The organism is Segatella maculosa OT 289, from assembly GCF_000243015.1.
Taxonomy (GTDB): Bacteria; Bacteroidota; Bacteroidia; order Bacteroidales; family Bacteroidaceae; genus Prevotella; species Prevotella maculosa.
In genome coordinates this window covers 419,045-440,424 of sequence record NZ_JH594500.1, presented here as the reverse complement: position 1 = coordinate 440,424, position 21,380 = coordinate 419,045, and the positions used below count along the sequence as shown (strand labels likewise).

Annotated in this window: 20 protein-coding genes, 5 tRNA genes and 1 pseudogene; 6 read left to right on the top strand and 20 right to left on the bottom strand. The window is 44.4% G+C overall.

Translation table 11 applies throughout. The features are described 5' to 3' along the window. Window positions 1-69 precede the first annotated feature (69 nt). From HMPREF9944_RS01690 to HMPREF9944_RS01670, 5 genes are all read right to left on the bottom strand, one after another. Window positions 70-2,070 carry a YgiQ family radical SAM protein gene (locus HMPREF9944_RS01690; RefSeq protein WP_008564009.1) on the bottom strand — a complete coding sequence of 667 codons (2,001 nt, stop codon included), beginning with the start codon at window positions 2,068-2,070 and terminating at the stop codon, window positions 70-72. Between the two features lie 272 nt (window positions 2,071-2,342). Beyond that, on the bottom strand, window positions 2,343-2,672 hold the full coding sequence (locus tag HMPREF9944_RS01685; RefSeq protein ID WP_008564008.1) for a hypothetical protein: 330 nt from the start codon (window positions 2,670-2,672) through the stop codon (window positions 2,343-2,345). Window positions 2,673-2,688: 16 nt separating this feature from the next. Further along, window positions 2,689-5,577 carry a golvesin C-terminal-like domain-containing protein gene (locus HMPREF9944_RS01680; protein ID WP_008564007.1) on the bottom strand — a complete coding sequence of 963 codons (2,889 nt, stop codon included), beginning with the start codon at window positions 5,575-5,577 and terminating at the stop codon, window positions 2,689-2,691. Between the two features lie 13 nt (window positions 5,578-5,590). Next, window positions 5,591-6,097: a 1-acyl-sn-glycerol-3-phosphate acyltransferase gene (locus tag HMPREF9944_RS01675; RefSeq protein WP_081475802.1), complete on the bottom strand. Its 507-nt coding sequence runs from the start codon at window positions 6,095-6,097 to the stop codon at window positions 5,591-5,593. A 38-nt stretch (window positions 6,098-6,135) separates the two neighbouring features. Beyond that, window positions 6,136-6,405 (bottom strand): hypothetical protein, encoded by a 270-nt coding sequence (locus tag HMPREF9944_RS01670; RefSeq protein ID WP_008564005.1) that lies wholly within the window; start codon window positions 6,403-6,405, stop codon window positions 6,136-6,138. 197 nt (window positions 6,406-6,602) lie between these two features. On the opposite strand from HMPREF9944_RS01670, the gene HMPREF9944_RS01665 reads away from it, so the two are divergent. Together HMPREF9944_RS01665 and HMPREF9944_RS01660 are read left to right on the top strand one after the other, a co-directional pair. Then, a complete protein-coding gene (locus tag HMPREF9944_RS01665) occupies window positions 6,603-8,243 on the top strand; it encodes a diphosphate--fructose-6-phosphate 1-phosphotransferase (RefSeq protein ID WP_008564004.1) in 1,641 nt (546 codons plus the stop codon). Between the two features lie 104 nt (window positions 8,244-8,347). Next, on the top strand, window positions 8,348-9,211 hold the full coding sequence (locus HMPREF9944_RS01660; protein WP_008564003.1) for a glycoside hydrolase family 25 protein: 864 nt from the start codon (window positions 8,348-8,350) through the stop codon (window positions 9,209-9,211). Window positions 9,212-9,368: 157 nt separating this feature from the next. On the opposite strand, the gene HMPREF9944_RS01655 is transcribed toward HMPREF9944_RS01660, so the two are convergent. Both HMPREF9944_RS01655 and HMPREF9944_RS01650 read right to left on the bottom strand, forming a co-directional pair. Then, a tRNA-Glu gene (locus tag HMPREF9944_RS01655) sits at window positions 9,369-9,440 on the bottom strand. A 31-nt stretch (window positions 9,441-9,471) separates the two neighbouring features. Beyond that, window positions 9,472-9,558 (bottom strand) — tRNA-Ser (locus HMPREF9944_RS01650). A 1,004-nt stretch (window positions 9,559-10,562) separates the two neighbouring features. On the opposite strand from HMPREF9944_RS01650, the pseudogene HMPREF9944_RS13550 reads away from it, so the two are divergent. The 4 genes and pseudogenes from HMPREF9944_RS13550 (at window position 10,563) to HMPREF9944_RS01625 (ending at window position 11,479) form a co-directional block, all read left to right on the top strand. Beyond that, window positions 10,563-11,067 (top strand): annotated as a pseudogene (locus HMPREF9944_RS13550) (IS30 family transposase). Window positions 11,068-11,199: 132 nt separating this feature from the next. Further along, window positions 11,200-11,273: transfer RNA gene (locus HMPREF9944_RS01635), tRNA-Arg, on the top strand. Window positions 11,274-11,302: 29 nt separating this feature from the next. Further along, window positions 11,303-11,376 (top strand) — tRNA-Arg (locus tag HMPREF9944_RS01630). A gap of 29 nt (window positions 11,377-11,405) precedes the next feature. Continuing rightward, window positions 11,406-11,479, top strand: a tRNA-Arg gene (locus tag HMPREF9944_RS01625). Window positions 11,480-11,805: 326 nt separating this feature from the next. Here HMPREF9944_RS01625 and pyrF read toward each other — a convergent pair. The 13 genes from pyrF to tsaD all read right to left on the bottom strand — a co-directional run bounded on the left by pyrF (window position 11,806) and on the right by tsaD (window position 21,367). Further along, window positions 11,806-12,624 (bottom strand): orotidine-5'-phosphate decarboxylase, encoded by an 819-nt coding sequence (gene pyrF, locus HMPREF9944_RS01615; protein ID WP_008563999.1) that lies wholly within the window; start codon window positions 12,622-12,624, stop codon window positions 11,806-11,808. Then, the gene (locus tag HMPREF9944_RS13080) at window positions 12,624-12,770 is read right to left on the bottom strand and encodes a hypothetical protein (RefSeq protein WP_008563997.1); all 147 of its coding nucleotides are present in this window, start codon (window positions 12,768-12,770) and stop codon (window positions 12,624-12,626) included. The genes pyrF and HMPREF9944_RS13080 overlap by 1 nt, the downstream gene beginning before the upstream one ends. A gap of 15 nt (window positions 12,771-12,785) precedes the next feature. Beyond that, window positions 12,786-13,898, bottom strand: a complete 1,113-nt coding sequence (prfA, locus tag HMPREF9944_RS01610) for a peptide chain release factor 1 (RefSeq protein ID WP_008563995.1) — start codon at window positions 13,896-13,898, stop codon at window positions 12,786-12,788. Between the two features lie 45 nt (window positions 13,899-13,943). Further along, window positions 13,944-15,107, bottom strand: coding sequence for an AIR synthase-related protein (locus tag HMPREF9944_RS01605; RefSeq protein WP_008563993.1), 1,164 nt, complete (start codon window positions 15,105-15,107; stop codon window positions 13,944-13,946). 1 nt (window position 15,108) lies between these two features. After that, complete coding sequence (locus tag HMPREF9944_RS01600; RefSeq protein ID WP_008563991.1) at window positions 15,109-15,858, bottom strand: shikimate dehydrogenase family protein; 750 nt, start codon at window positions 15,856-15,858, stop codon at window positions 15,109-15,111. Window positions 15,859-15,886: 28 nt separating this feature from the next. Then, on the bottom strand, window positions 15,887-16,621 hold the full coding sequence (gene ubiE / locus HMPREF9944_RS01595) for a bifunctional demethylmenaquinone methyltransferase/2-methoxy-6-polyprenyl-1,4-benzoquinol methylase UbiE (RefSeq protein WP_008563988.1): 735 nt from the start codon (window positions 16,619-16,621) through the stop codon (window positions 15,887-15,889). A 9-nt stretch (window positions 16,622-16,630) separates the two neighbouring features. After that, window positions 16,631-17,581: a phosphoribosylaminoimidazolesuccinocarboxamide synthase gene (locus tag HMPREF9944_RS01590; protein ID WP_008563986.1), complete on the bottom strand. Its 951-nt coding sequence runs from the start codon at window positions 17,579-17,581 to the stop codon at window positions 16,631-16,633. Between the two features lie 8 nt (window positions 17,582-17,589). Next, the gene (locus HMPREF9944_RS01585; protein WP_044113149.1) at window positions 17,590-18,636 is read right to left on the bottom strand and encodes a PhoH family protein; all 1,047 of its coding nucleotides are present in this window, start codon (window positions 18,634-18,636) and stop codon (window positions 17,590-17,592) included. A gap of 407 nt (window positions 18,637-19,043) precedes the next feature. Next, a complete protein-coding gene (locus HMPREF9944_RS12625) occupies window positions 19,044-19,202 on the bottom strand; it encodes a DUF4295 domain-containing protein (protein ID WP_004374897.1) in 159 nt (52 codons plus the stop codon). A gap of 27 nt (window positions 19,203-19,229) precedes the next feature. Further along, complete coding sequence (gene rpmG, locus HMPREF9944_RS01580; RefSeq protein ID WP_004370497.1) at window positions 19,230-19,418, bottom strand: 50S ribosomal protein L33; 189 nt, start codon at window positions 19,416-19,418, stop codon at window positions 19,230-19,232. 5 nt (window positions 19,419-19,423) lie between these two features. Further along, the gene (gene rpmB / locus HMPREF9944_RS01575; RefSeq protein ID WP_007133875.1) at window positions 19,424-19,687 is read right to left on the bottom strand and encodes a 50S ribosomal protein L28; all 264 of its coding nucleotides are present in this window, start codon (window positions 19,685-19,687) and stop codon (window positions 19,424-19,426) included. A gap of 130 nt (window positions 19,688-19,817) precedes the next feature. After that, window positions 19,818-20,321: a CinA family protein gene (locus HMPREF9944_RS01570; protein ID WP_008563978.1), complete on the bottom strand. Its 504-nt coding sequence runs from the start codon at window positions 20,319-20,321 to the stop codon at window positions 19,818-19,820. 11 nt (window positions 20,322-20,332) lie between these two features. Next, the gene (tsaD, locus tag HMPREF9944_RS01565) at window positions 20,333-21,367 is read right to left on the bottom strand and encodes a tRNA (adenosine(37)-N6)-threonylcarbamoyltransferase complex transferase subunit TsaD (protein WP_008563977.1); all 1,035 of its coding nucleotides are present in this window, start codon (window positions 21,365-21,367) and stop codon (window positions 20,333-20,335) included. Window positions 21,368-21,380 lie beyond the last annotated feature (13 nt).

Genomic DNA, 21,380 nt, shown 5'->3' with positions numbered 1-21,380 from the left:
AAATAGTAGGGGAATGCATCAACCTTTGTCCGTACATGACGGGCATAAATACCTACAAATAATGATGTGTCATCTGTGTTTGCGGTTGCTTTTGCCAAAGTTGGGATTGAAACTCTTCCTGCCTTTGCCCTTGATGTCGAAAGTGCTTCCCACGGGCCTGTCGCTATAGCGGACCTCATGCCGTCGGGCTTCGTCGGTGCTCTCGCCTTTCGGAAAGAGGCGGGTGATGAGGTCTTCGCGCCCGATGCGCCTGAGTTCCCGCGCTATATTCCTGCGCTCCTCGGGCTTATACCAGAAGAAAAACTGCCGCTGGGCGAGCTTCTCCCTTGGTGTCTTCGCACTATACACGGGTTCGAGCGTATAGGGGTCGTAACCCGTATACCATGCTTCAGTAGAGATGGTCATCGGCGTGGGTGTGAAGTCCTGTACCTGTTCAAGATGAAAGTCGAGTGCTTTCGTGATGACAGCAAGCTCGGCCATATCCTCTTCGCGGCAGCCTGGGTGCGAACTAATAAAATAAGGTATAAGTTGTTGTTTGAGTCCGGCTTCCTTGTTAATCCGGTCGAAAAGACGTTTGAACGCATGGAACTGTGCGAACGACGGCTTGCGCATCAGTCTTAGCACGTCGTCCTGCGTGTGTTCGGGCGCAATCTTTAGCCTGCCACTGACATGCCGCATAATTAGTTCTCGCGTGTATTGCCGGGCCGAAGCGTTAACCCGTTCGTCCTTTCCTTCATGCAGCAGCAGGTCGTAACGAATACCGCTACCGATGAAGCTCTTCTTTAAGCCCGGCAGTGCATCTACAGCATGATAGACATCAAGCAGCTTCGTGTGGTCCGTATCAAGATTCGGGCAGACTGCCGGATGAATACACGACGGACGTTTGCAACGCTCGCAGGCCTTGAGATTGTGTCCACGCATGCCGTACATGTTAGCCGACGGCCCCCCAAGGTCGGATATATAGCCCTTGAAATCGGGCATCGCGATGACGCGCTTGGCCTCATTGATGATGCTTTCCTTGCTTCTGCACACCACGAACTTACCTTGATGCGCCGATATGGTGCAGAACGCGCATCCCCCGAAGCAACCCTGATGCATGTTAATGGAGAACTTGATCATCTCGTAGGCCGGCAGTTTCTTACCCTTGTACTTTGGGTGTGGCAGCCGCGTGTAGGGCAAATCGAACGTCGCGTCCAACTCGGCCGTAGTCATCACGGGGTAGGGCGGGTTGACCACCGCATAGACATTGCCCACCTCTTGCAACAGGCGACAGGCGTGTATCTTGTTAGATTCCTCCTCGATGTGGCGGTAGTTCTCTGCTTCGGCCCGCTTATTGCGCAGGCATTCCTCGTGCGAATGCAGCACGATGTCATCAGCCCCAATGCCTCCCTCCACATCTTCCTCCTTGGCAAGGTACACCGTCTGCGGTATGTCCCTGACCTCGCCGATGGGCTTTCCGGCCTCGAGTTGCTTACACAGTGCAAGAATCGACTTCGTGCCCGACCCATATAAGATAAGGTCGGCGCCACTGTCACACAGTATGCAACGCCGCAGCCTGTCCTGCCAATAGTCATAGTGGGTGAGCCGGCGCATTGAAGCCTCAATACCGCCCAGCACTACCGGCACGTCGGGATAGAGCTGTTTGAGAATTTGCGAATAGACCACCGTGGGGTATTCGGGCCGACAGTCATGCCGGCCGTCAGGGCTGTATTCATCGATAGACCGCAGGCGTCGGTTGGCCGTGTACTTGTTTACCATCGAGTCCATGCAGCCCGGAGATATGCCGAAGAAGAGCCGCGGACGCCCCAGCTTCTTGAAGTCGCGGTGGTCGCCGTGCCAGTCGGGTTGCGGCACGATGGCCACGCGATAGCCTGCGGCTTCGAGGCTACGCCCCACGACGGCCACGCCGAACGAAGGGTGATCGACGTAGGCATCGCCCGAGAACAAGATGACGTCGAGCTCGTCCCACCCCCTCAATGCGCATTCCTTCTTCGTCGTAGGGAGGAAATCCGTCAGTTTATATGCTTCTGTCTCCAATCTGATAAGGGTTTGTGATTGCGTTATGACCATGTTGCCGCCCGCTTCCTAACTGTTGCGCCATGTGTCCATCAGATGAAACCGAGCGTTTCATGGCTTGGTACTCAGAGTTCCAGTACATGGAACTGTGAGTTTCAGTATATGGAACTGTGCGTTCCACAGGGAGGAACTGTGTGTTCCAAGCATTGAAACAATCTTGAGACGCTATAACTCAACACGTGCTCCTGCTATGAGACTGTTCGTTCGCGTCTATGCGACGGGGCGTTCAGGCCCATGGTGCAGGGATAAAGACGGCGTGTGGCGGGCTATTCTGCAGGACCTTCAGGCGTTTCTCCCGTGTGTTTCCGGTCCTTCCAGTCGGCATAGAGCACGACGAGATGCTGCAGCCCGAAGGCCTTCATGTTGGGATTGTAAATCACGTCCAAGCAGAGGTCGAGCAGTTGTTTATCATTACCCGTCCTGCTCTCTAAAAGTGAACGGACATTGAACTTCAATTTGTCCAGCACGGACTCGTCGACGATACCGTTACTATCTACCAGATTGCGCATCAATTGATACTTTTCAATCGTTTCTAAATGCTGTTCGCTGACCATGATGGTGCGTGTGCCGGAAGGGTTTGCTTGAATTTTATACATAGTTGTCTGTATTGAATTATTTGATGATATAATTGAGAATACCGCGCATAATGGTATTGCGTATCTCGGGCGGGGTAATACATTCCAGGGGGAAGCCCATGGTGAAAGCATTGTAATCGCCTTGATAGCCCACTGCTGCGCTCGTTCCGTCGGCATACAGCATGGCGCAGATGGCCCCTGCCGTGGGCACGAGCCGGTCTACAGACGTGGCGGCGTAGTGATGTGGGTTGAGGTGTCGGCAGATGTCGAACGACATGCCGAGGCCATTGATGGTGTCTCCCTTGACGGTCGAGTCCGACGGCTCGTATCTGAGTTTGAGCACGTCCTTCAGGAACAGTCGCTCGTCGTCGTTCTGCATGTCGCTGCCCACGTAACTACCGCTGACGATAAGGCTGCCCTGCCTTCGGGCATAGTCGCGGAGCCGACGCTGCAGTGCTTTCGTGAAGGTTTTGTGATGTTGCAGTGCATGGACGTCGTCTTTCTGCAGCCCGAGGACGATGTCAATGGCCTGATAGGCGGACAGGTCTACGCGGTCTGTCTCAATGGCTTGTAACGAACAGCTGACGGCATTGTACTTTCGTGCGCTTGCAATGGCTTCCGTGTGCGTCTTCACGGCAGAGAAGTCGTTGCCCATGATGAAGTGCCCGGCGAGTTCGTCTCCGCTGTATCCCAGCCCAGCCGGTCCTTCGATACCCATTTGGGCAGTGTCGAAGTTCTGTTGCCACCCGTTCCAACCAGCCGTCAGCCCGTAAGAGACACCGGGGTCTTTGTCAAGGTCGAAGCCTTGCTGTATTTCGTTGTTGATGACGGCCGGCCCTGACAGGCGTTCAAAGCCGTTGACGACGAGGACGGTCTTCGTTGCACCCTCCTGCCTGTAAGCCGACAGTTCTTCCGTGGGGAAGCTCTCTCCGCCGCGGTTGATAGCCGTGACCTTGAAGTTGTACTGTACGCCGGGGGTGATGCTGATATCATAAGAAGGCTGGCGGACGACGGTCCCGTTGTCGTAGCCCGAATTTCCCATAGCGGTGTACACCACATAGGCTGTGGGGTGGGCCGTCGGTTCGAGTGTGTCTTCCGTTGCCTGCCATTTCAGTCGGACGGTGTTCTCTGCAGTGAAACCGAGGCTGAAGGCATGAGGGGTAAGCGGTTGTATGAAAGTCGGCCTGCCATGCCCCTCGTTGACAAATCGGGCGATACTCTTATAGAGGGAGCGTGCCATTGCAAACTTGAAATGGGGGTCTTGTCCCAAGAGCATGTCTGGGAAGTTTTGGTGGGACAGAGTCTCGATGATGGCCGATGGCACTTCGGGTGTACGAGTCTCGGAATAATTCTTGTCCCATAGATATCGCCTTGCCCACTTGCCGACGGTGGCAGGCAGGTCCCTGTCCAAACCGTCCAAGAGCCTTTGGGCGAATTCCTTTGAGGTCAGACGGGAGATGCCTGAGTTCAGTTTCCCTTCGTTGAAGTCCGTCGTGCAAATGGCCAACGAGCCGACGAGTCCGCCGCCTTGGTCGAAGCCAGCGTCGCTATGCACGGCCAATGCAAGTTCAATAGGCACCTTCTTCCCCTCGATACTTGGTGCAAAGCAAGAACCGCCGCCCAGCCAATTGCTCATGTTGGGGCGTGCATTGATGTCGTCGGCATAATCGTTCTGCCCCAGTCTGCCGTTGTAGACGCTCGCCGGTGCGCCGGCCCACTGCGCATAGTAGCGTGCTCCCTCAAGGCAGCGCGGATAGCCACTGACAGCCCCTCCGCGCTCGATGTTTCCCATGCCTCCACCAAACCTGACAGCATCGGCCGTGACGACACCATTATATTTAGATCGGTTGGTTATCACCACACGGTTCTCTCGGCTCGAACCTTTGTCAAAGTCGAATGTCCCTAAATAGACCCACGTGCTGCCTCCCATGGTCTGATTGACCGTGAAACGCGTTGCTTTTCCCTTGTTATAGACGACGTATTCTGCGTCGGGCACGCTGTTGTCCAATGATTGATAGCTGACGTAAACGGCATATTTACCTTCGTTGGCAAGCGTCGGCTGATACGATATGAACGAATAGTTCTTGCTTTTTGTCGTTTTTGTCATTCGTGCCGTGCCTGCCATGAACGGGTTATCGCCATTCTCATACGTTCCGGCATGAAAGGCAAATCCCTTCTCCGGAGCCTTTTCCCAGTTTCCTTTTACATTCTCTTCAAGATATGCAGGGCGTGGAGAAACATCATTGTCTACGATTTGCTCATCGGTCTGCCAATCTCTTTCGCGTGGTGTAAAGACTACTGCACCTGCATTCTGTAACATCGGTATGAGATAGGGAACGACAATTGTCTGCGTGAATAAATCTTCTGTCGTTCCAAAGAGGTTAGGACGTTGCCACTTCCACAGTCCTTTGTCCCAATCATAGTATCTGCCATGACTGGCCCACACGGTCAGGTGTCTGTTGCATAACCCATGAGATATACTGAATGGGCGTGAGGCATTTACCGTCCAAGGTTTGTCCTTGTATTCTATGTCGCCCCAAAAACGATGTCCGTCGTTATCGGGAATGACGGCGGCTTCAGCAAGATATTGCAAGGGCATACCACATGTAAGAATGGATAATTGATACTTATTGTAAGGGGCCGGGATAAGCTTCTTGATACCTTTGGTCAGCTTCTTGATGTCTTTTGATGTAAACTCCAATTCAGCAAAGTCGTTACTAATGGAAAGAGTGATAATCCCAGCATCATGGTCGAACTTCAAGCCTTCCACATAAAGCTTATCGGAAAGAAACTTTTTCTCTATACAATATTTCATCAGATAGTTACCAATGCTCTTCTTGACTGACATATTCTCTGATGGCATAAAGGCAACAAGCGGAGCTGATAGTATCAAGGTCAATCCGAGGGTAACTATTTTTCTTCTCATCTCAACACCTGGTTTAATAGGCAAAATTCTCTGGCCTTTTCCCCTTAAAGTTCTTGAAATAGGCTTTGATTTTAGGCATGTCTTCTTCGACATTGCCTGAGGGCATAAAGCTTTTAGTACATGTTATCTCCTTCTTCTCATAGTCTACGCCGTATAGAAGGATAGGAATGCCGGCTTTCAAGGCAATGAAATAGAAGCCTTTTTTCCAATCGGCATTAGGTGAACGTGTTCCTTCCGGAGTGATGCAGAGCTTGAAAGACGCTCTGCTTGCAGCTGTTTCTGCAAGAATGTCGGTCATGCTGGTATGCTTGGAACGCCAAATCGGAATGCCTCCTAACTTCTTGAAAATTACTCCCACTGGCCAAAAGAACCACTCCTTCTTCATCAGAAAATTGGTTTTCAGTCCTTCGGCCTGTGTATAGAGCTGCCCGATGATGAAATCCCAGTTGCTTGTGTGTGGTGCAAGACAAATAATGAACTTGTCGGGGTGGGGCACTGTGACGTTCTTGCTCCATCCCATCTTTTTATAAAGAAGCCAACAGCAGATAGTCCTTACCATTATAAATTCTGTATGTGGTCTATGATTTCACTTACCTGCTTGTTGAAGTCCTCAATGATGGCTTTATAATATGCTTTAGGAGCCAGCCCCGGTTCAGGATACGATACACGTCGGATAAAGTCATCGTGGATAATCAGGATAGAGGCCAATAAAGCCTCTAAGTTTTCTTTGCTTGCCTTTTTGTCATATAAGGACGCAGCTACAGTCTCTGCAAACAAATCACTACAAATGTAGTTGATAGACCGTTTTAATTCTCGTTTATTTGCCATAATATTGATGATTGGATGTTAGTTCTACATGCCAAAGATAGGAAAAAATAAGAGAAGTGATGCATATTGAGGGAAAAAGTTTCTATAATTCTTGTATTCTCTCTTTATTTATTTCCATATTTCATTGAAAAGACGTACTTTTGCAATTGCTTTTATGGAGGAAATATAGTCATTCAAAAATAAAACAAATAAAATTTATGAAAATCAGTGCATTGCAGAAGGCAAGAGCCGCCTATCAGCCAAAGCTGCCAAAGGCTCTTCAAGGTGCGGTAAAAATCGCAGAAGGTGCTCCCACAAAGAGTGTTGACAATCAGGAGGAAATCAAGAAGCTCTTCCCTAATACTTATGGTATGCCTTTGATAGAGTTTATTCCCGGAGAGGAAGTTAACAACAAGAAAATCAATATCGGCGTAATCCTTTCAGGTGGGCAGGCTCCCGGTGGCCACAATGTCATCAGTGGTTTGTTTGATGCAGTGAAGAAGTTGAACTCAGAGAACCGTCTCTACGGTTTCCTTATGGGCCCTGGAGGTCTTGTCGATCACAATTACATTGAGATTACGGCCGATTTTATCGATCAATATCGTAATACGGGCGGTTTCGATATGATTGGTTCGGGCCGTACGAAGTTAGAGAAAGAAGATCAATTTGAGAAAGGGCTTCAGATTATCCGCGAGTTGAATATCTCTGCAGTTGTCATCATCGGGGGAGACGACTCCAATACCAATGCCTGCGTGCTGGCTGAATACTATGCTGCAAAGAAATATGGCGTTCAGGTCATCGGTTGTCCAAAGACTATCGACGGCGACTTGAAGAACGACCAGATTGAGACTTCGTTCGGCTTCGACACGGCTACCAAAACCTACTCTGAACTGATTGGAAATATTGAGCGTGACTGCAATTCTGCCCGCAAGTATTGGCACTTTGTTAAGCTGATGGGGCGTTCCGCTTCTCACATCGCGCTCGAATGTGCTCTCCAGACACAGCCAAACATTTGTCTTATCTCAGAGGAAATAGAAGCCAAGGATATGACTTTGAACGAGGTTGTTGAGAACATTGCCGAAGCCGTAGCCTATCGGGCAGCACAAGGAAACAACTTTGGTGTTGTCTTAATTCCCGAAGGATTGATTGAGTTCATTCCTGCCATAGGGCGTCTGATACAGGAATTAAACGATCTTCTTGCAGCTCATGGTACTGATTATAAAGATTTGGACAAAGAGGCACAGCACAAGTATATTCTTGCGCATCTTTCAAAAGAGAATGCCGCAACATTTGAAACATTGCCCGAAGGAGTTGCACGCCAATTGAGTCTCGACCGCGATCCTCACGGAAATGTGCAGGTTTCATTGATTGAAACCGAGAAATTACTTTCCGAAATGGTTGCTGCTAAACTCGAACAATGGGCTAAGGAAGGAAAGTTCAAAGGAAACTTTTCCGCTCAACACCATTTCTTTGGCTACGAAGGCCGTTGTGCCGCTCCTTCGAATTTTGATGCAGACTATTGCTACGCTTTGGGCACAAGTGCAGCTCAACTTGTTGCGAATGGCAAGACGGGTTATATGGCCATCGTCAAGAATACCACTGCTAAAACTGATGAGTGGAGGGCAGGCGGTGTTCCAATCACAATGATGATGAATATGGAGAGACGTAACGGCGAGATAAAACCTGTTATTCGCAAGGCGCTTGTAGAACTAGACGGCAAACCTTTCAAAAGTTTTGTTGCAAAGCGTGACGGGTGGGCTAAGAACACGGAATATATCTACTCCGGACCTATCCAATATTGGGGACCGACGGAGGTGTGCGACCAGCCGACTAAGACCTTGATACTCGAGCAAGAATAGGCTGCACGATTTCTCAACCTATTTTTCAACGATATATAAAACATATAGGGAGATGGATTTATCATTCGATAATTCTCATATCCCTATATGTTCTTCGCTATAACATGACGAATACGAAACGAACGATAGCCAAGAAAGTCTCACATACTTCGCATACAAAGCGTAAGCGGAAGGCTATTCGTTCGCGCCGTTCTTTCCTGCACCGCTATCCGCGTTGGGCCGTTGCCTTGGGTGCTGTTGCCATGATCGTGCTCTATATTTGGTGTTTCTATTATTTTTTTGTAAGTCCGACGGGCTTCAGATGGCGCGCGCTTTACGGCGATGCCAAATATCCGGAAGGCTATGAAATCCATGGTATAGACATATCCCATTATCAGGCAGACATTGATTGGGGACAATTGTCCAATGCAATGATTAAAGGCTGCCCCGTCCGCTTCATCATCATGAAGAGTACGGAGGGGGTAGGGAAACTTGACGAGGCATTCTACGAGAATTACCAGAGTGCCGGCGATTACGGTTTCATTCGCGGTGCTTACCATTTTTGGAGTACGAAGTCTTCGGCCCGCGACCAGGCCTATTATTTTCTGGATAAAGTGCATCTGAATGAAGGCGACTTACCTCCAGTGCTTGACGTGGAACACAAGCCTAAAGACCAAAGTTTGGAAGATTTTCAGCGCGATGTGCTGACTTGGTTACATATCGTCGAGGACAAGTATCACGTGAAGCCCATCATTTACACCTATTATAAGTTCAAACAAAACTATCTTTCAGCTCCAGTCTTTGATGATTATCCTTATTGGATAGCCCATTATTACGTAGACAAAATAGAGTATAAGGGTCCATGGAAGTTTTGGCAGCACACGGATGCCGGGCGTTTGCCGGGCATAAAAGGTTATGTAGATTTCAATATTTACAATGGGAGCTTCTACGACCTCAAGCGATTGACGATAGGATATAATAAGTGGTAAAGTCTGCCGAGGCTTTTTCTTCTGCGAGCCTTAGGATTTCTTCCCGTATGCCTCTCCGGGTTTCCCCGCCGATAACCATTTCAACTTTTAGCTCTCGTCGGAATTTCCGCCCGGCTATAAAAAATCCCACAAATCAATGATTTGTGGGATGCTGATGTAGTCGGTACGAGAATCGAACTCGTATGCCAAGATTGAGAATCTTGTATCCTAACCGTTAGATGAACCGACCGATTAGCTTGCATTTGAATGGACATTGCCTGCGGAAGGAGGGGGATTCGAACCCCCGGTACGAAAATTCGCACGGCAGTTTAGCAAACTGCTGGTTTCAGCCACTCACCCATCCTTCCTTCAGATGGCTTGTTTCAGTCTTGCCAAGCATTGTTCTTAAATGCGGGGCAAAGGTATGAACATTTTCTGATATTGCCAAATTTTTTTCTTTGTTTTTTGATTTTATGATAGAATTCTGACAATATAAAGAGTCAACCAGCAAGCGCAACATTCCGAATAATACTTGTAAAACTCCTGCATTGGTATTGCGAAGTTCAATTTTCCCCTTGGTCTTCCATTGATTTTAGCCTGGAGCTATCCAGTGTCAACCTTCGTGCAATCGCTCGGCAAATCCGCTTCCGTTGTCTTGCGATGCTCTCGTATGTAAGGCATGAATAGCCTCCATACGGTCTTGCCCGGCGGCATGACCTGCACTTTTCATGATGAGGAAGTTCGTGCAGCGCTCTACCCTATGCGAGTTCGATATGAGCCCCATGAAGAAAAAACAGGAAAAACTGTGTCTCTGAAGCATCGGATTAACGAAAAACAAAAAAGGGATACTCGTCCGACGGCTCGGAAGATAGTAAAACAAAAAAAGAACGCTCGTCGTCCAAGGGCGAAGATAGTAAAATGTAAAAAGAATCTCTTCGTCCGCGGACGAAGCTAAAAAATGTAAAAAGAACGTTCGTCGTCCGTGGACGACGAAGGATATTTTAACGGAAAACATTTTCTCCCATGGAAGAAACAAAAAAATGTAAAAAGAATATTCGTCTTCCATGGAAGACAAAGGATTTTTTAACAATCACCTCTCTTCTTCCATGGAAGACGACAATAAAAGCAAGAAATAACTCTTGTCTTCCATGGAAGACATTAAAAAAAGAAACAGAAAACATTCATCTGGCTCTTTCCAAATAGAAGTGCAAAATCTTGGTGGTGTTTGACACCATGAAAAACACCACGGGAGCTTGCCTTGCGGCCGAGGGTGTGAAGCCTCCGAAGAGCCTGGCGGAAGACTTAAGCAATGCAAAAAAAAGAGGGGGAACATTCGTTCCCCTCCCTAAGATTAATTAATTTTGTATTGCATATGTATAAAGAATTAACCTCGGAGCAAAGGTACACAATTAGTGTGTTGCTGCAAAAGAAATGCTCACTTAGTTTTATCGCCAAGACCATCGGTGTTTGTGTAAGCACGGTTTCGCGGGAGAAAAGGCGCAACTCTAATGTGCAGGGAGTGTGTATGACATCCGTCTGGCAGCGTTGAAAGCCAGGCGTCGCAAGACTACTCAAAGGGAGTGGACTGCCCGTAAGGACCATAACCACGGACAACGGGACGGAGTTTGCAGCACATGAAATCATCGCAAGGGAATTGGGCACTACGGTTTACTTTGCACCTCCATATTGCTCTTGGGAAAAGGGTGCCATAGAGAACATGAACGGACTTGTCAGGCAGTATATCCCTAAAAGGACAAATTTCAGGGAGATTTCAAGGGGGTACGTCAGGAAAATTGTAGAGAAACTCAACAACAGACCCAGAAAGAAAAAATGGATTTTCAAAGCCAGCAGATATGATTAACGACAAAATTGCCTAACTTTACACTTGCTTATGGAATCCAGCATGAGAATGATAACGCTTAATTAAAGTTAACGGAAAAAATAACTCTTACCGCCTTACTGTCTTTTCAAAAAAAAACATTATCTTTGCAGTCGCAATTAAGGAATGAGGCTCCGTAGCTCAACTGAATAGAGCATCTGACTACGGATCAGAAGGTTCCGGGTTTGAATCCCAGCGGAGTCACATTTATATTGCAGACCTATTATAAGGATGGCTTCGTAGCTCAACTGAATAGAGCATCTGACTACGGATCAGAAGGTTCCGGGTTTGAATCCCAGCGGAGTCACATTTATATTGCAGACCTATTATAAGGATGGCTTCGTAGCTCAACTGAATAGAGCATCTGACTACGGATCAGAAGGTTCCGGGTTTGAATCCCAGCGAAGTCACAGACTGAGAGACTATATCATAAATCTTTTATGTTATAGTCTCTTTTCCTTTCATACATTTTGTTGTGTGTGGTGATACTAAGGTTCCTCGTGCGTGCGTCCGTAACCTGTCCCCGACACAAAAGACATCAGTTCGGAATGAGGATACTCAGGCAGCAAGTTTTGAAGAGGCAGCAGACTATAGGCAGGGGTTCCGCTACGCTCCATCACCTGCCTATGGTTTGTCACCCCCTTTTGGAGGCTTTTGGTGAGAGACTCTTATCGTGGGGCCTGCAAAGGTCATGCACAGCAAATGATTTTGAGGCTATTGAGGAGGCTGTCATGGACTAACGTAATAGTTCTATGGCCATTTCTTGTTGTAACGCTTTGGCACTTTCTGCTGCTTTTTCTGCAAAATCATATCCTTGGCTGGCATAGATGATTCCGCGCGAGGAATTGACTAAGAGCCCACAGTCTTGCGTCATGCCATATTTGCAGACTTCTTGCAGGCTACCGCCTTGAGCGCCGACGCCGGGAACCAACAGGAAATGTTCGGGGACAATCTTGCGAACGGCTTGAAACATCTTGCCTTGTGTGGCGCCGACAACATACATCATGTTCTCCTTGTTGCCCCATTCCAAACTTCTCAAGAGTACATGCTCAAACAATTGTCGGCCATTCTCGGCTGTTGTCAGTTGGAAGTCATGACTTCCTTTATTGCTGGTCAGTGCCAACAGTACGACCCATTTCCTGTCGTATTCCAAGAATGGTTTGATGCTGTCTTCGCCCATGTAGGGTGCAACGGTCAATGCATCAAGGTCGTATTCCTGAAAGAATGTCCTGGCATACATGCGGCTCGTATTACCAATGTCGCCGCGCTTGGCATCGGCTATGATGAAATGATGCGGATAGGTTGTCTTCAGATAGTCGACGGTTTTCTCGAAGGCTGCCATTCCTTTTAGGCCATAGCATTCATAAAAGGCCAAATTGGGTTTATATGCGACGCAATAGGGGGCTGTTGCGTCTATAATGGCCTTATTAAAGGCAAATATTGGGTCGTCGGCTTTCAAAAGATGTTGAGGAATTTTGGTTAAATCAACATCTAATCCCACGCAGAGGAATGTTTTTTTATCGAATATCTGTTTGACAAGTTGCTTTCTGTTCATTACTTCTTTATTTCGATTTTTGGTAATTCTTTTCTGGATTCGTCTTTACGTTGCGTCGAAGTCATCAGTTTCATGAAGTCATCAGCTTGAACAGTCCGTTCTTGCTGTTCTTTATCCTCATTTTTTTTTGTATATCTTATTCCCATGACAAAATATTGTTTTTAGAACTCATTTTCCTTAAGTTTTTCTGCATTCTCAGCCACTGTCAAAGCATTAATCATATCTTGTATGTTTCCTCCCAAAAAGCCTTGTAAATCATGTGTGGTGAAACCGATGCGATGGTCGGTCACACGGCCTTGCGGAAAGTTGTAGGTCCGTATCTTTGCTGAGCGGTCTCCTGTTGACACCAAACTTTTCCTTCTGTTCGCGATATCATCAACATATTTTTGATGCTCTCGGTCATGGATAAATGTATAGAGTCGGCTTAAGGCTCGTTCCTTGTTTTTAGGTTGGTCACGTGTCTCCGTACATTCAATCAGAATTTCTTCAACTTCACCGGTATTGGGATTCTTCCATGGATAGCGCAAACGCACGCCGGATTCTACCTTGTTGACATTCTGACCACCGGCACCGCTCGAACGGAATGTGTCCCATTTGATGTCGCCTTCGTTGATATTGACTTCAAATTTATCGGCTTCGGGAAGCACGGCAACGGTCGCTGCACTTGTTTGCATACGTCCGTTTGATTCTGTTGTGGGAACACGTTGAACACGGTGAACCCCGCTTTCATATTTCATCGTCCCATACACGTCGGTTCCACTAATGGCGAAATCAATCTCTTTATATCCGCCCACGGCTCCTTCGGAGATATCGGTGATGCTTAATGTCCAACCTTTTATGTCACAATATCGTTTATACATGTTGAACAAATCTCCCGCAAATAGGGCTGCTTCGTCACCGCCTGTGCCTGCACGTATCTCCATCTGGACATTCTTTGCATCTTCTGGGTCTTTAGGAACTAAGAGAAGTTTGATTTCCTCTTCCAATTGTGGCTGGAGGGCTTCGTTTGCTTGTAACTCTTCACGTGCCATTTCTTTTATGTCTGTATCGTTTTCGTTGGCAAGCATGTTCTTAGCCTCACGAATCGAATCCAAACAAGAAATATATCGTTTGCGGGCACTCATGATATCACCTAAATCCTTCCATTCTTTTGTGAGTTTTACATAACGCTTTTGGTCTGCAATAACATCAGGATCAGTGATTAGCGTACTTATTTCTTCAAAACGGCTCTCTAGCCCGTCTAACTTTTCAAGTATGCTGTTCTTTTCTGGCATATTTTCTTATTTTTGTTCATACTGTCATATTGCACAATACGAAAATTAATATTTGAATGTTCCGAATTCCGATTGAATGGTTAGACTCCGTTTTCCTTCATCAATATGTCCAATAATCTGTGCTTCGATATTGAAGCTTTGGCTGATAGCTATCACTTTTTCGGCTATCTCAGGACTAACAAAGATTTCCATTCGGTGTCCCATATTGAAAACCTGATACATTTCCTTCCATTCTGTTCCGGAACATTCTTGTATGGCTTTAAACAAGGGTGGAACCGGGAACATGTTGTCTTTAACAACCCTACAATTGTCACTGACAAAGTGTAGAACTTTTGTCTGAGCCCCACCGGTGCAGTGAACCATACCATGAATTTCAGGACGTAAAGTCTCCAAAATCTTTTTAATGACAGGTGCATAAGTTCGGGTAGGGGAGAGAACCAGCTTCCCAGCATCAATCGGACAGTCTTTTATAGTATCATTCAGTTTGTATTTACCACTATATACCAATTCTTCGGGTACACGATGATCGTAACTCTCTGGATATTTCTTTGCTAAGTACTTTGTGAAAATATCGTGTCTGGCACTTGTCAGTCCGTTACTTCCCATTCCTCCATTATACTGTTTTTCATATGTGGCTTGCCCTGTGGAGCTAAGACCGACTATTACATCACCAGGACGAATGTTGGCATTATCAATGACTTCATCTCGCTTCATGCGACAGGTAACCGTTGAATCGACAATAATTGTTCTGATAAGATCGCCAACATCAGCAGTTTCGCCACCGGTCGAGTAAATGCCTATGCCCATATCTCGCATTTCAGAGAGGAGAGTGTCCGTACCATTTATAATAGCAGATATGACCTCACCAGGAATTAGCAGTTTATTTCTTCCAATAGTACTTGATACAAGAATGTTATCCACAGCCCCAACACATAGCAAATCATCTGTATTCATCACAATTGCATCCTGTGCGATACCTTTCCAAACACTTATGTCTCCGGTTTCTTTCCAATACATATAGGCCAAAGACGATTTTGTGCCAGCTCCATCAGCATGCATAATATTACAATAGGTAGGGTCATTGCCTAATATATCCGGAATGATTTTGCAAAAGGCTTGTGGGAATATACCTTTGTCGATCTTTTTTATTGCATTGTGGACATCCTCTTTTGCGGCACTGACACCCCGCATCATATATCTATTATCCATATTATTTGTTTTTTTCATTCCAAAAACTCCAACTTTCAAAAGCTTGGAGCAATAACATCTCTAATCCATTCTTGACAGTTGCACCATATTTTGCTCCTTTTTGCATGAATAAGGTCTCGTCTGGATTATAGATTAAATCGTAAAGTAGAGTATGATTATCCATGGCCTCATAGGGTAAATCAGGACACTCATCAGCTTTCGGATACATACCGCATGGCGTACAGTTCACGATCACCTTATACTCTTGGATGATTTGTGGAGTAACAGAAGAATATTGTATTGTACCCGGACGTTCATACCTACTGACTAACAATGTCTGAACTCCAAGAGAATTCAAACCATATTTAATAGCTTTAGAAGCTCCTCCTGTTCCTAAAATCAAAGCTTTCTTATGTCCCCTTTCTAAAAGAGGTTCAATACTTTTAGTAAAGCCGATTACATCGCTATTATAACCTTTTAATATGGTTTTCTTTCCTTTATGGCTTATCTTTATGACATTAACTGCTCCTATATTTTTAGCTTCCGGACTTATTTCATCCAAGAAGCTTATTATTTTTTCCTTATATGGAATTGTAACATTCAATCCTTTAAGATTCGGATTTTGTACCATAACCTCCTGAAGGCAATCGATATTGGGTATTTCAAAGTTACAATATTGTGCATCTATTCCTTCATTTTGAAACTTTTCATTAAAAAATCCTATAGAGAAAGAATGTCCAAGAGGATATCCTATAAGGCCGTATTTATCCATAACTTAATTTGATGTGAAGATTATTTTTCTACTTGGTTGCAAAATACATTGTACATATACCCGATGTCAATCTTGTAAATTTGGGTTTCTTAAAACCAATATTCCTTAGAATTTCCACCATTCTTTCTCCTTGTGGAAATGCTTCAATCGTATTTATCAAGTAATGATATGCATTTGTATCTTTCGAAATTATTCTTCCGTATATGGGAAGAATAGTATGAGAATATATATTAAATAATTGCTTCATCGGAAAACAAATAGGAGTGGTAAGTTCTACAATAATTAAATGCCCTCCTTGCTTTAAGACACGACACATTTCACTTAGCCCTCTATCAAGATCTTGAAAGTTACGAATTCCAAAAGCAGCGGTGACAGCATCAAAAGAATCATCTTCAAAAGACAGATTGGTACAATCTTCTTTTTTGAAAAAGACTATATCCTGAAGCCCCTTGGCCTTGACTTTCTGTCGACCTATTGTCATCATTCCGTCACTGATATCCACACCTATCATTTGTTTTGGGGATAGCATTTCTGCAGACAGAATTGCGAAATCTCCAGTCCCCGTAGCAATATCTAAAATCGATTGAGGATTAAACGGTAGAAGTTGAGAAATAGCTTTCTTTCTCCAGCTTTTATCTATATCCCAAGAGAGTCGATGATTAAGAATATCATAGGTTGGAGCTATGTTATTAAACATTTGTTCAACCAATTTCCCTTTTTCGCCATCTTTACCGTAGGGGTTAATTAGTTCTTGTTTATACATAGATAGAATTTATCTAATTGTTCTTAAATATTCAGTGACATTCTTTTCTATCCGTGTAGCAATATCTCCACTTTCCGTTTTCTTATCAAATTTTTCACCTGTTATATGCTCATACAGTTCAATATATCTTTCACTAACGCTATCTGCATATTGGTCTGTAATTTCAGGCATTGTTTGGCCGGGCTCATTCATAAACTCATGCTCTATAAGCCATTGTCGTACGAATTCTTTAGACAGTTGTTTTTGAGGCTCTCCAGCTGCTAATCTCTTCTCATAGCCATCTGCATAGAAGTAACGGCTTGAATCGGGAGTGTGTATTTCATCTATTAAATAGACTTTACCTTCTCTTTTTCCAAATTCATATTTTGTATCAACCAAAATCAATCCTTTTTTAGCAGCAATATCCTGACCACGTTTAAAGAGCTTTTTTGTATAGGTTTCCATGACAGTATAATCTTCTTTGGAAACTATACCTTGAGAAATAATTTCTTCTTTAGAAATATTTACATCATGTCCTTCGTCAGCTTTGGTTGTAGGGGTGATAATTGGCTCAGGAAATCTTTCATTTTCACGCATTCCTTCTGGAAGTCTTACACCACATAATTCACGGCAACCTTCCTTATAAGCACGCCATGCACTTCCTGTAAGGATAGATCTTATTATCATCTCCACACGGAATCCCACACACTTAAGCCCGATCGTAACCATGGGGTCGGGAACTGCGATTTTCCAATTTGGGCAGATATCATTCGTGGAATCCAAAAATTTAGCAGCAATTTGATTTAAAACCTGACCTTTAAACGGAATACCTTTTGGCAGTACCACATCAAAAGCCGAGATTCTATCAGTTGCAACCATCACTATTAAATCATCATTAATGTCATAGACATCACGAACTTTCCCGTGATACACACTCTTTTGTCCATCAAAATGGAAATCGGTCTTAGTTAAAGCATTCATTTCTATTATTAATTAAAGTCATTATCTGTATTTTCAAATATAGTATAGCCATCATCATTATCAGATGTAGAGCTATCTGTATTAGCAATTCTTTGTTTTTGCACTCCTTGCTCTGTCTCCCATTGTTTGTCAAATGCATCATATGCATTAACAATTTGGGTAACAAGCTTATGTCTGACAATATCTTTCGGAGCTAAATTTATAACACAGACCCCTTCTAATTTCTTCAAAATTTGTAAGGCTTCTCTCAAACCACTTTTCTGTTTTTGTGGTAAGTCTATTTGGGTCATATCTCCGGTTATAATCATTTTCGTATTCCAGCCCATTCGTGTCAGAAACATTCTGATTTGTTGTGGGGTAGTGTTTTGGGCCTCATCCAATATGACAATAGCATCACTTAATGTACGTCCACGCATGAATGCAAGTGGAGCAATCTGTACAATATGTTTTTCTATCATATCTCGCAGTTTAGCTGTAGGGATCATATCTTCGAGAGCATCATATAATGGTTGAAGATAAGGGTCGATTTTATCCTTCATGTCCCCGGGTAAGAACCCCAATCTTTCGCCGGCTTCAACCGCAGGACGGCTCAGAATAATCTTTTTTACAGCTTTCTCTTTAAGGGCTTTAACTGCCAATGCTATACTTATATAGGTTTTTCCCGTACCTGCAGGACCAACTGCAAATATCATATCGTGTGTATAAAAAGCATCTATCAGACGCTGTTGGTTCTGTGAACGACCTTTTATAGGTTTCCCGGAAATACTGTAAACAAGCACTTTCTCAACTTCAACCGTTTCTTTTTTACCTTTTATAACATTAAGAATATCTTCGTCTGCTATAAAGTGGTGTTTTAAGATATGATTTTGTATCAACATTAAATCATCTTTCAACTTGATAACATCTTCATGGTTACCTGAAATCCTAATTATATTGTCACGCGCTGTAACCTTTAATGTAGGATAAAGAGATCTTATCATCTGTAAATGACAATTATTAACTCCATAAAAGATGACGGGGTCAATATTTTCCAATATTATATGCTTCTCTATCAATGTTGTATATGATGCTTAAAATATAATTGCAAATTTAGAATTAATTTCTGAAATTACCAAATATTTTCATCTACCTTTATCTGCTTTACGCAAGTTAAAGATGCGTTTATTTCATAATGTATTAGTCGTTTTAACAATTTATCATAATCAATATTATATTTCATCTGTCATTTTGACTGATGAACTCGTATCAGGAAAATCACAAAATGAACCATATTGTTCGATAATATGGCTAACATCGTGCACTGATATGGCTAATATTGGACGCTAATATCACTGATATTGAGCGCTAATATGGCTGAAATTGAATGCTAATATGGCTAATATTAAAGGCGGATATAGCTTAATATACACAAAAAAAGATTGCAATTTTTATTGCAATCTTTTTTTATTATGGATTAACAGAATTATTTCTTAAAAAAATCTTTCACTGCTTCATTGGGAACCATCTGCTCATCAAAAACATAAGCACCAGTCTTGGGGCTCTTTACCATTTTGATTACTTTTGAGTATGCGCGACCATCCGTTGAACCTTCATGGAGGGTAGCGACCGCTTTCTTTGCCATATCTTAATAAGCTTTTTAAAAGGGTTATTACTTAATCTCCTTATGAAGTGTCATCTTCTTCAGGATGGGATTATACTTCTTCAGTTCAAGACGCTCAGGAGTGTTCTTACGGTTCTTTGTTGTCACGTAACGGCTTGTTCCTGGAAGTCCGCTATTCTTCATTTCGGTGCATTCAAGAATGACCTGCACTCTATTTCCCTTAGCTTTCTTTGCCATGATGATTATTCTCCTATAACTTTAATGTCTTTCCAGTCGCAGAAACCTTTGGAAACGGCCTGCTTCAAAGCTGCGTCAAGACCAACTTTATTGATGAGACGAAGGCCGGCAGCACTGACCTTGAGGCTAATCCAGCAACTTTCTTCCACGTAGTAGAATTTCTTGCTGAAGAGGTTAACGTCAAAGCTTCTCTTTGTACGGTGCTTTGAGTGAGACACATTGCAACCTATCTGTGCCTTCTTTCCTGTAATCTGACAAATCTTAGACATTGCTATCTTTAATTTTTGTTTTCGTTTTTTGATACTTATTCCAAACAGGGTGCAAAATTACAAATATTTTTGAATTATACAAAACAATTCTTTGAAGAATATAGAGAATTAAGCATTTTTTTGTTTTATACTATTCCTCCTTATGCTGTTTCTCTTTCAGATAATCAAGAAACATACGTAAAGCTTGGTTTGTAGCAATGGCCAGATTGATATCGCGCCCAAAGTCTTCTTCTAACTTCATCGTACGGACATCATCTTTACTTCCACAAGCCAGCCATATCGTGCCCACAGGTATATCTGGTGTCCCACCTGTCGGGCCGGCAACCCCTGTTGCCGCTATTGCATAGTCGACATTCAAGGCTTCACACGCACCCTTCACCATTTGTTTGGCGACTTCTTCGCTTACAGCTGTTTGCTCTTCAAGAGTCTGATGGCTTACATGAAGCAGATTCTCTTTCACTTCATTTGTGTAAGACACGATTCCGCCCTTGAAATACTCGCTTGCACCGGGCACAGCTATGATTGCTTCGGCGATACGACCACCCGTACAGCTTTCTGCCGTTCCAACCGTCAACCTATTATCATATAGGTATTGCTGTACCTCTTTGCTCAATACTTTCGTTTCTAATTCCATATTTATTCTCGTTACTTAAAGGTTACTTTTGAGAATGCAGGGGCATCCATTCTTCCAAAATCATTGTCATGATACTTAAACTGTCCGACAATGGCAATCATGGCCGCATTGTCGGTCGTATAGCTGAACTTTGGGATATAAATTGTCCAGCCAAACTTCTCGGCATGCTCCCGAAAAGCATTGCGCAAACCATTATTGGCAGATACACCGCCAGCAACGGCAACATGCTTGATTCCCGTTTCCTTCACTGCTTTACGTAGTTTATTCATCAATATATCCACTATCGTGTGCTCCAGGCTCGCAGCCAAATCGTTCTTGTGATGTTCGATGAAGTCGGTATCTTCCTTTATCCAATCACGCAGATTATAAAGAAAAGAGGTTTTTAACCCTGAGAACGAATAATCAAACCCGGCGATATGAGGTTCGGCAAACTGAAAAGCAAGCGGATTGCCTTGCCGTGCAAGTTTATCAATAATCGGACCGCCGGGATATCCGAGCCCCATCACTTTGGAACATTTGTCTATGGCTTCACCGGCAGCATCGTCGATAGTCTGTCCCAACACCTGCATATCATCATACGCATTGACTTTTACGATTTGAGAATTACCACCGGACACCAACAGACAGATGAATGGGAACGGAGGTGCACTCGCATCATCGTCACTCTCTTTGATGAAATGGGCCATGACGTGTCCCTGCAGATGGTTCACATCAATCAGAGGGATATTCAACGAACGCGCCAGACCTTTGGCAAAGTTGACGCCGACAAGCAAAGAGCCCATCAATCCCGGCCCGCGCGTATAAGCTATTGCGCTTAATGTCTCTTTTTTTATGCCGGCTCGCTTGATGGCCTGATCGACCACGGGGACGACATTCTGCTGATGGGCACGTGAAGCCAACTCGGGGACCACTCCGCCGTAGGCTTTATGCACGTCTTGCGAAGCCGTTACATTAGACAGTAGCACGCCATTTCTCAGCACAGCGGCAGAAGTATCATCGCAAGAACTTTCTATACCTAATATATATACATTCCTATTGCTTTCCATAACTCATCGTATA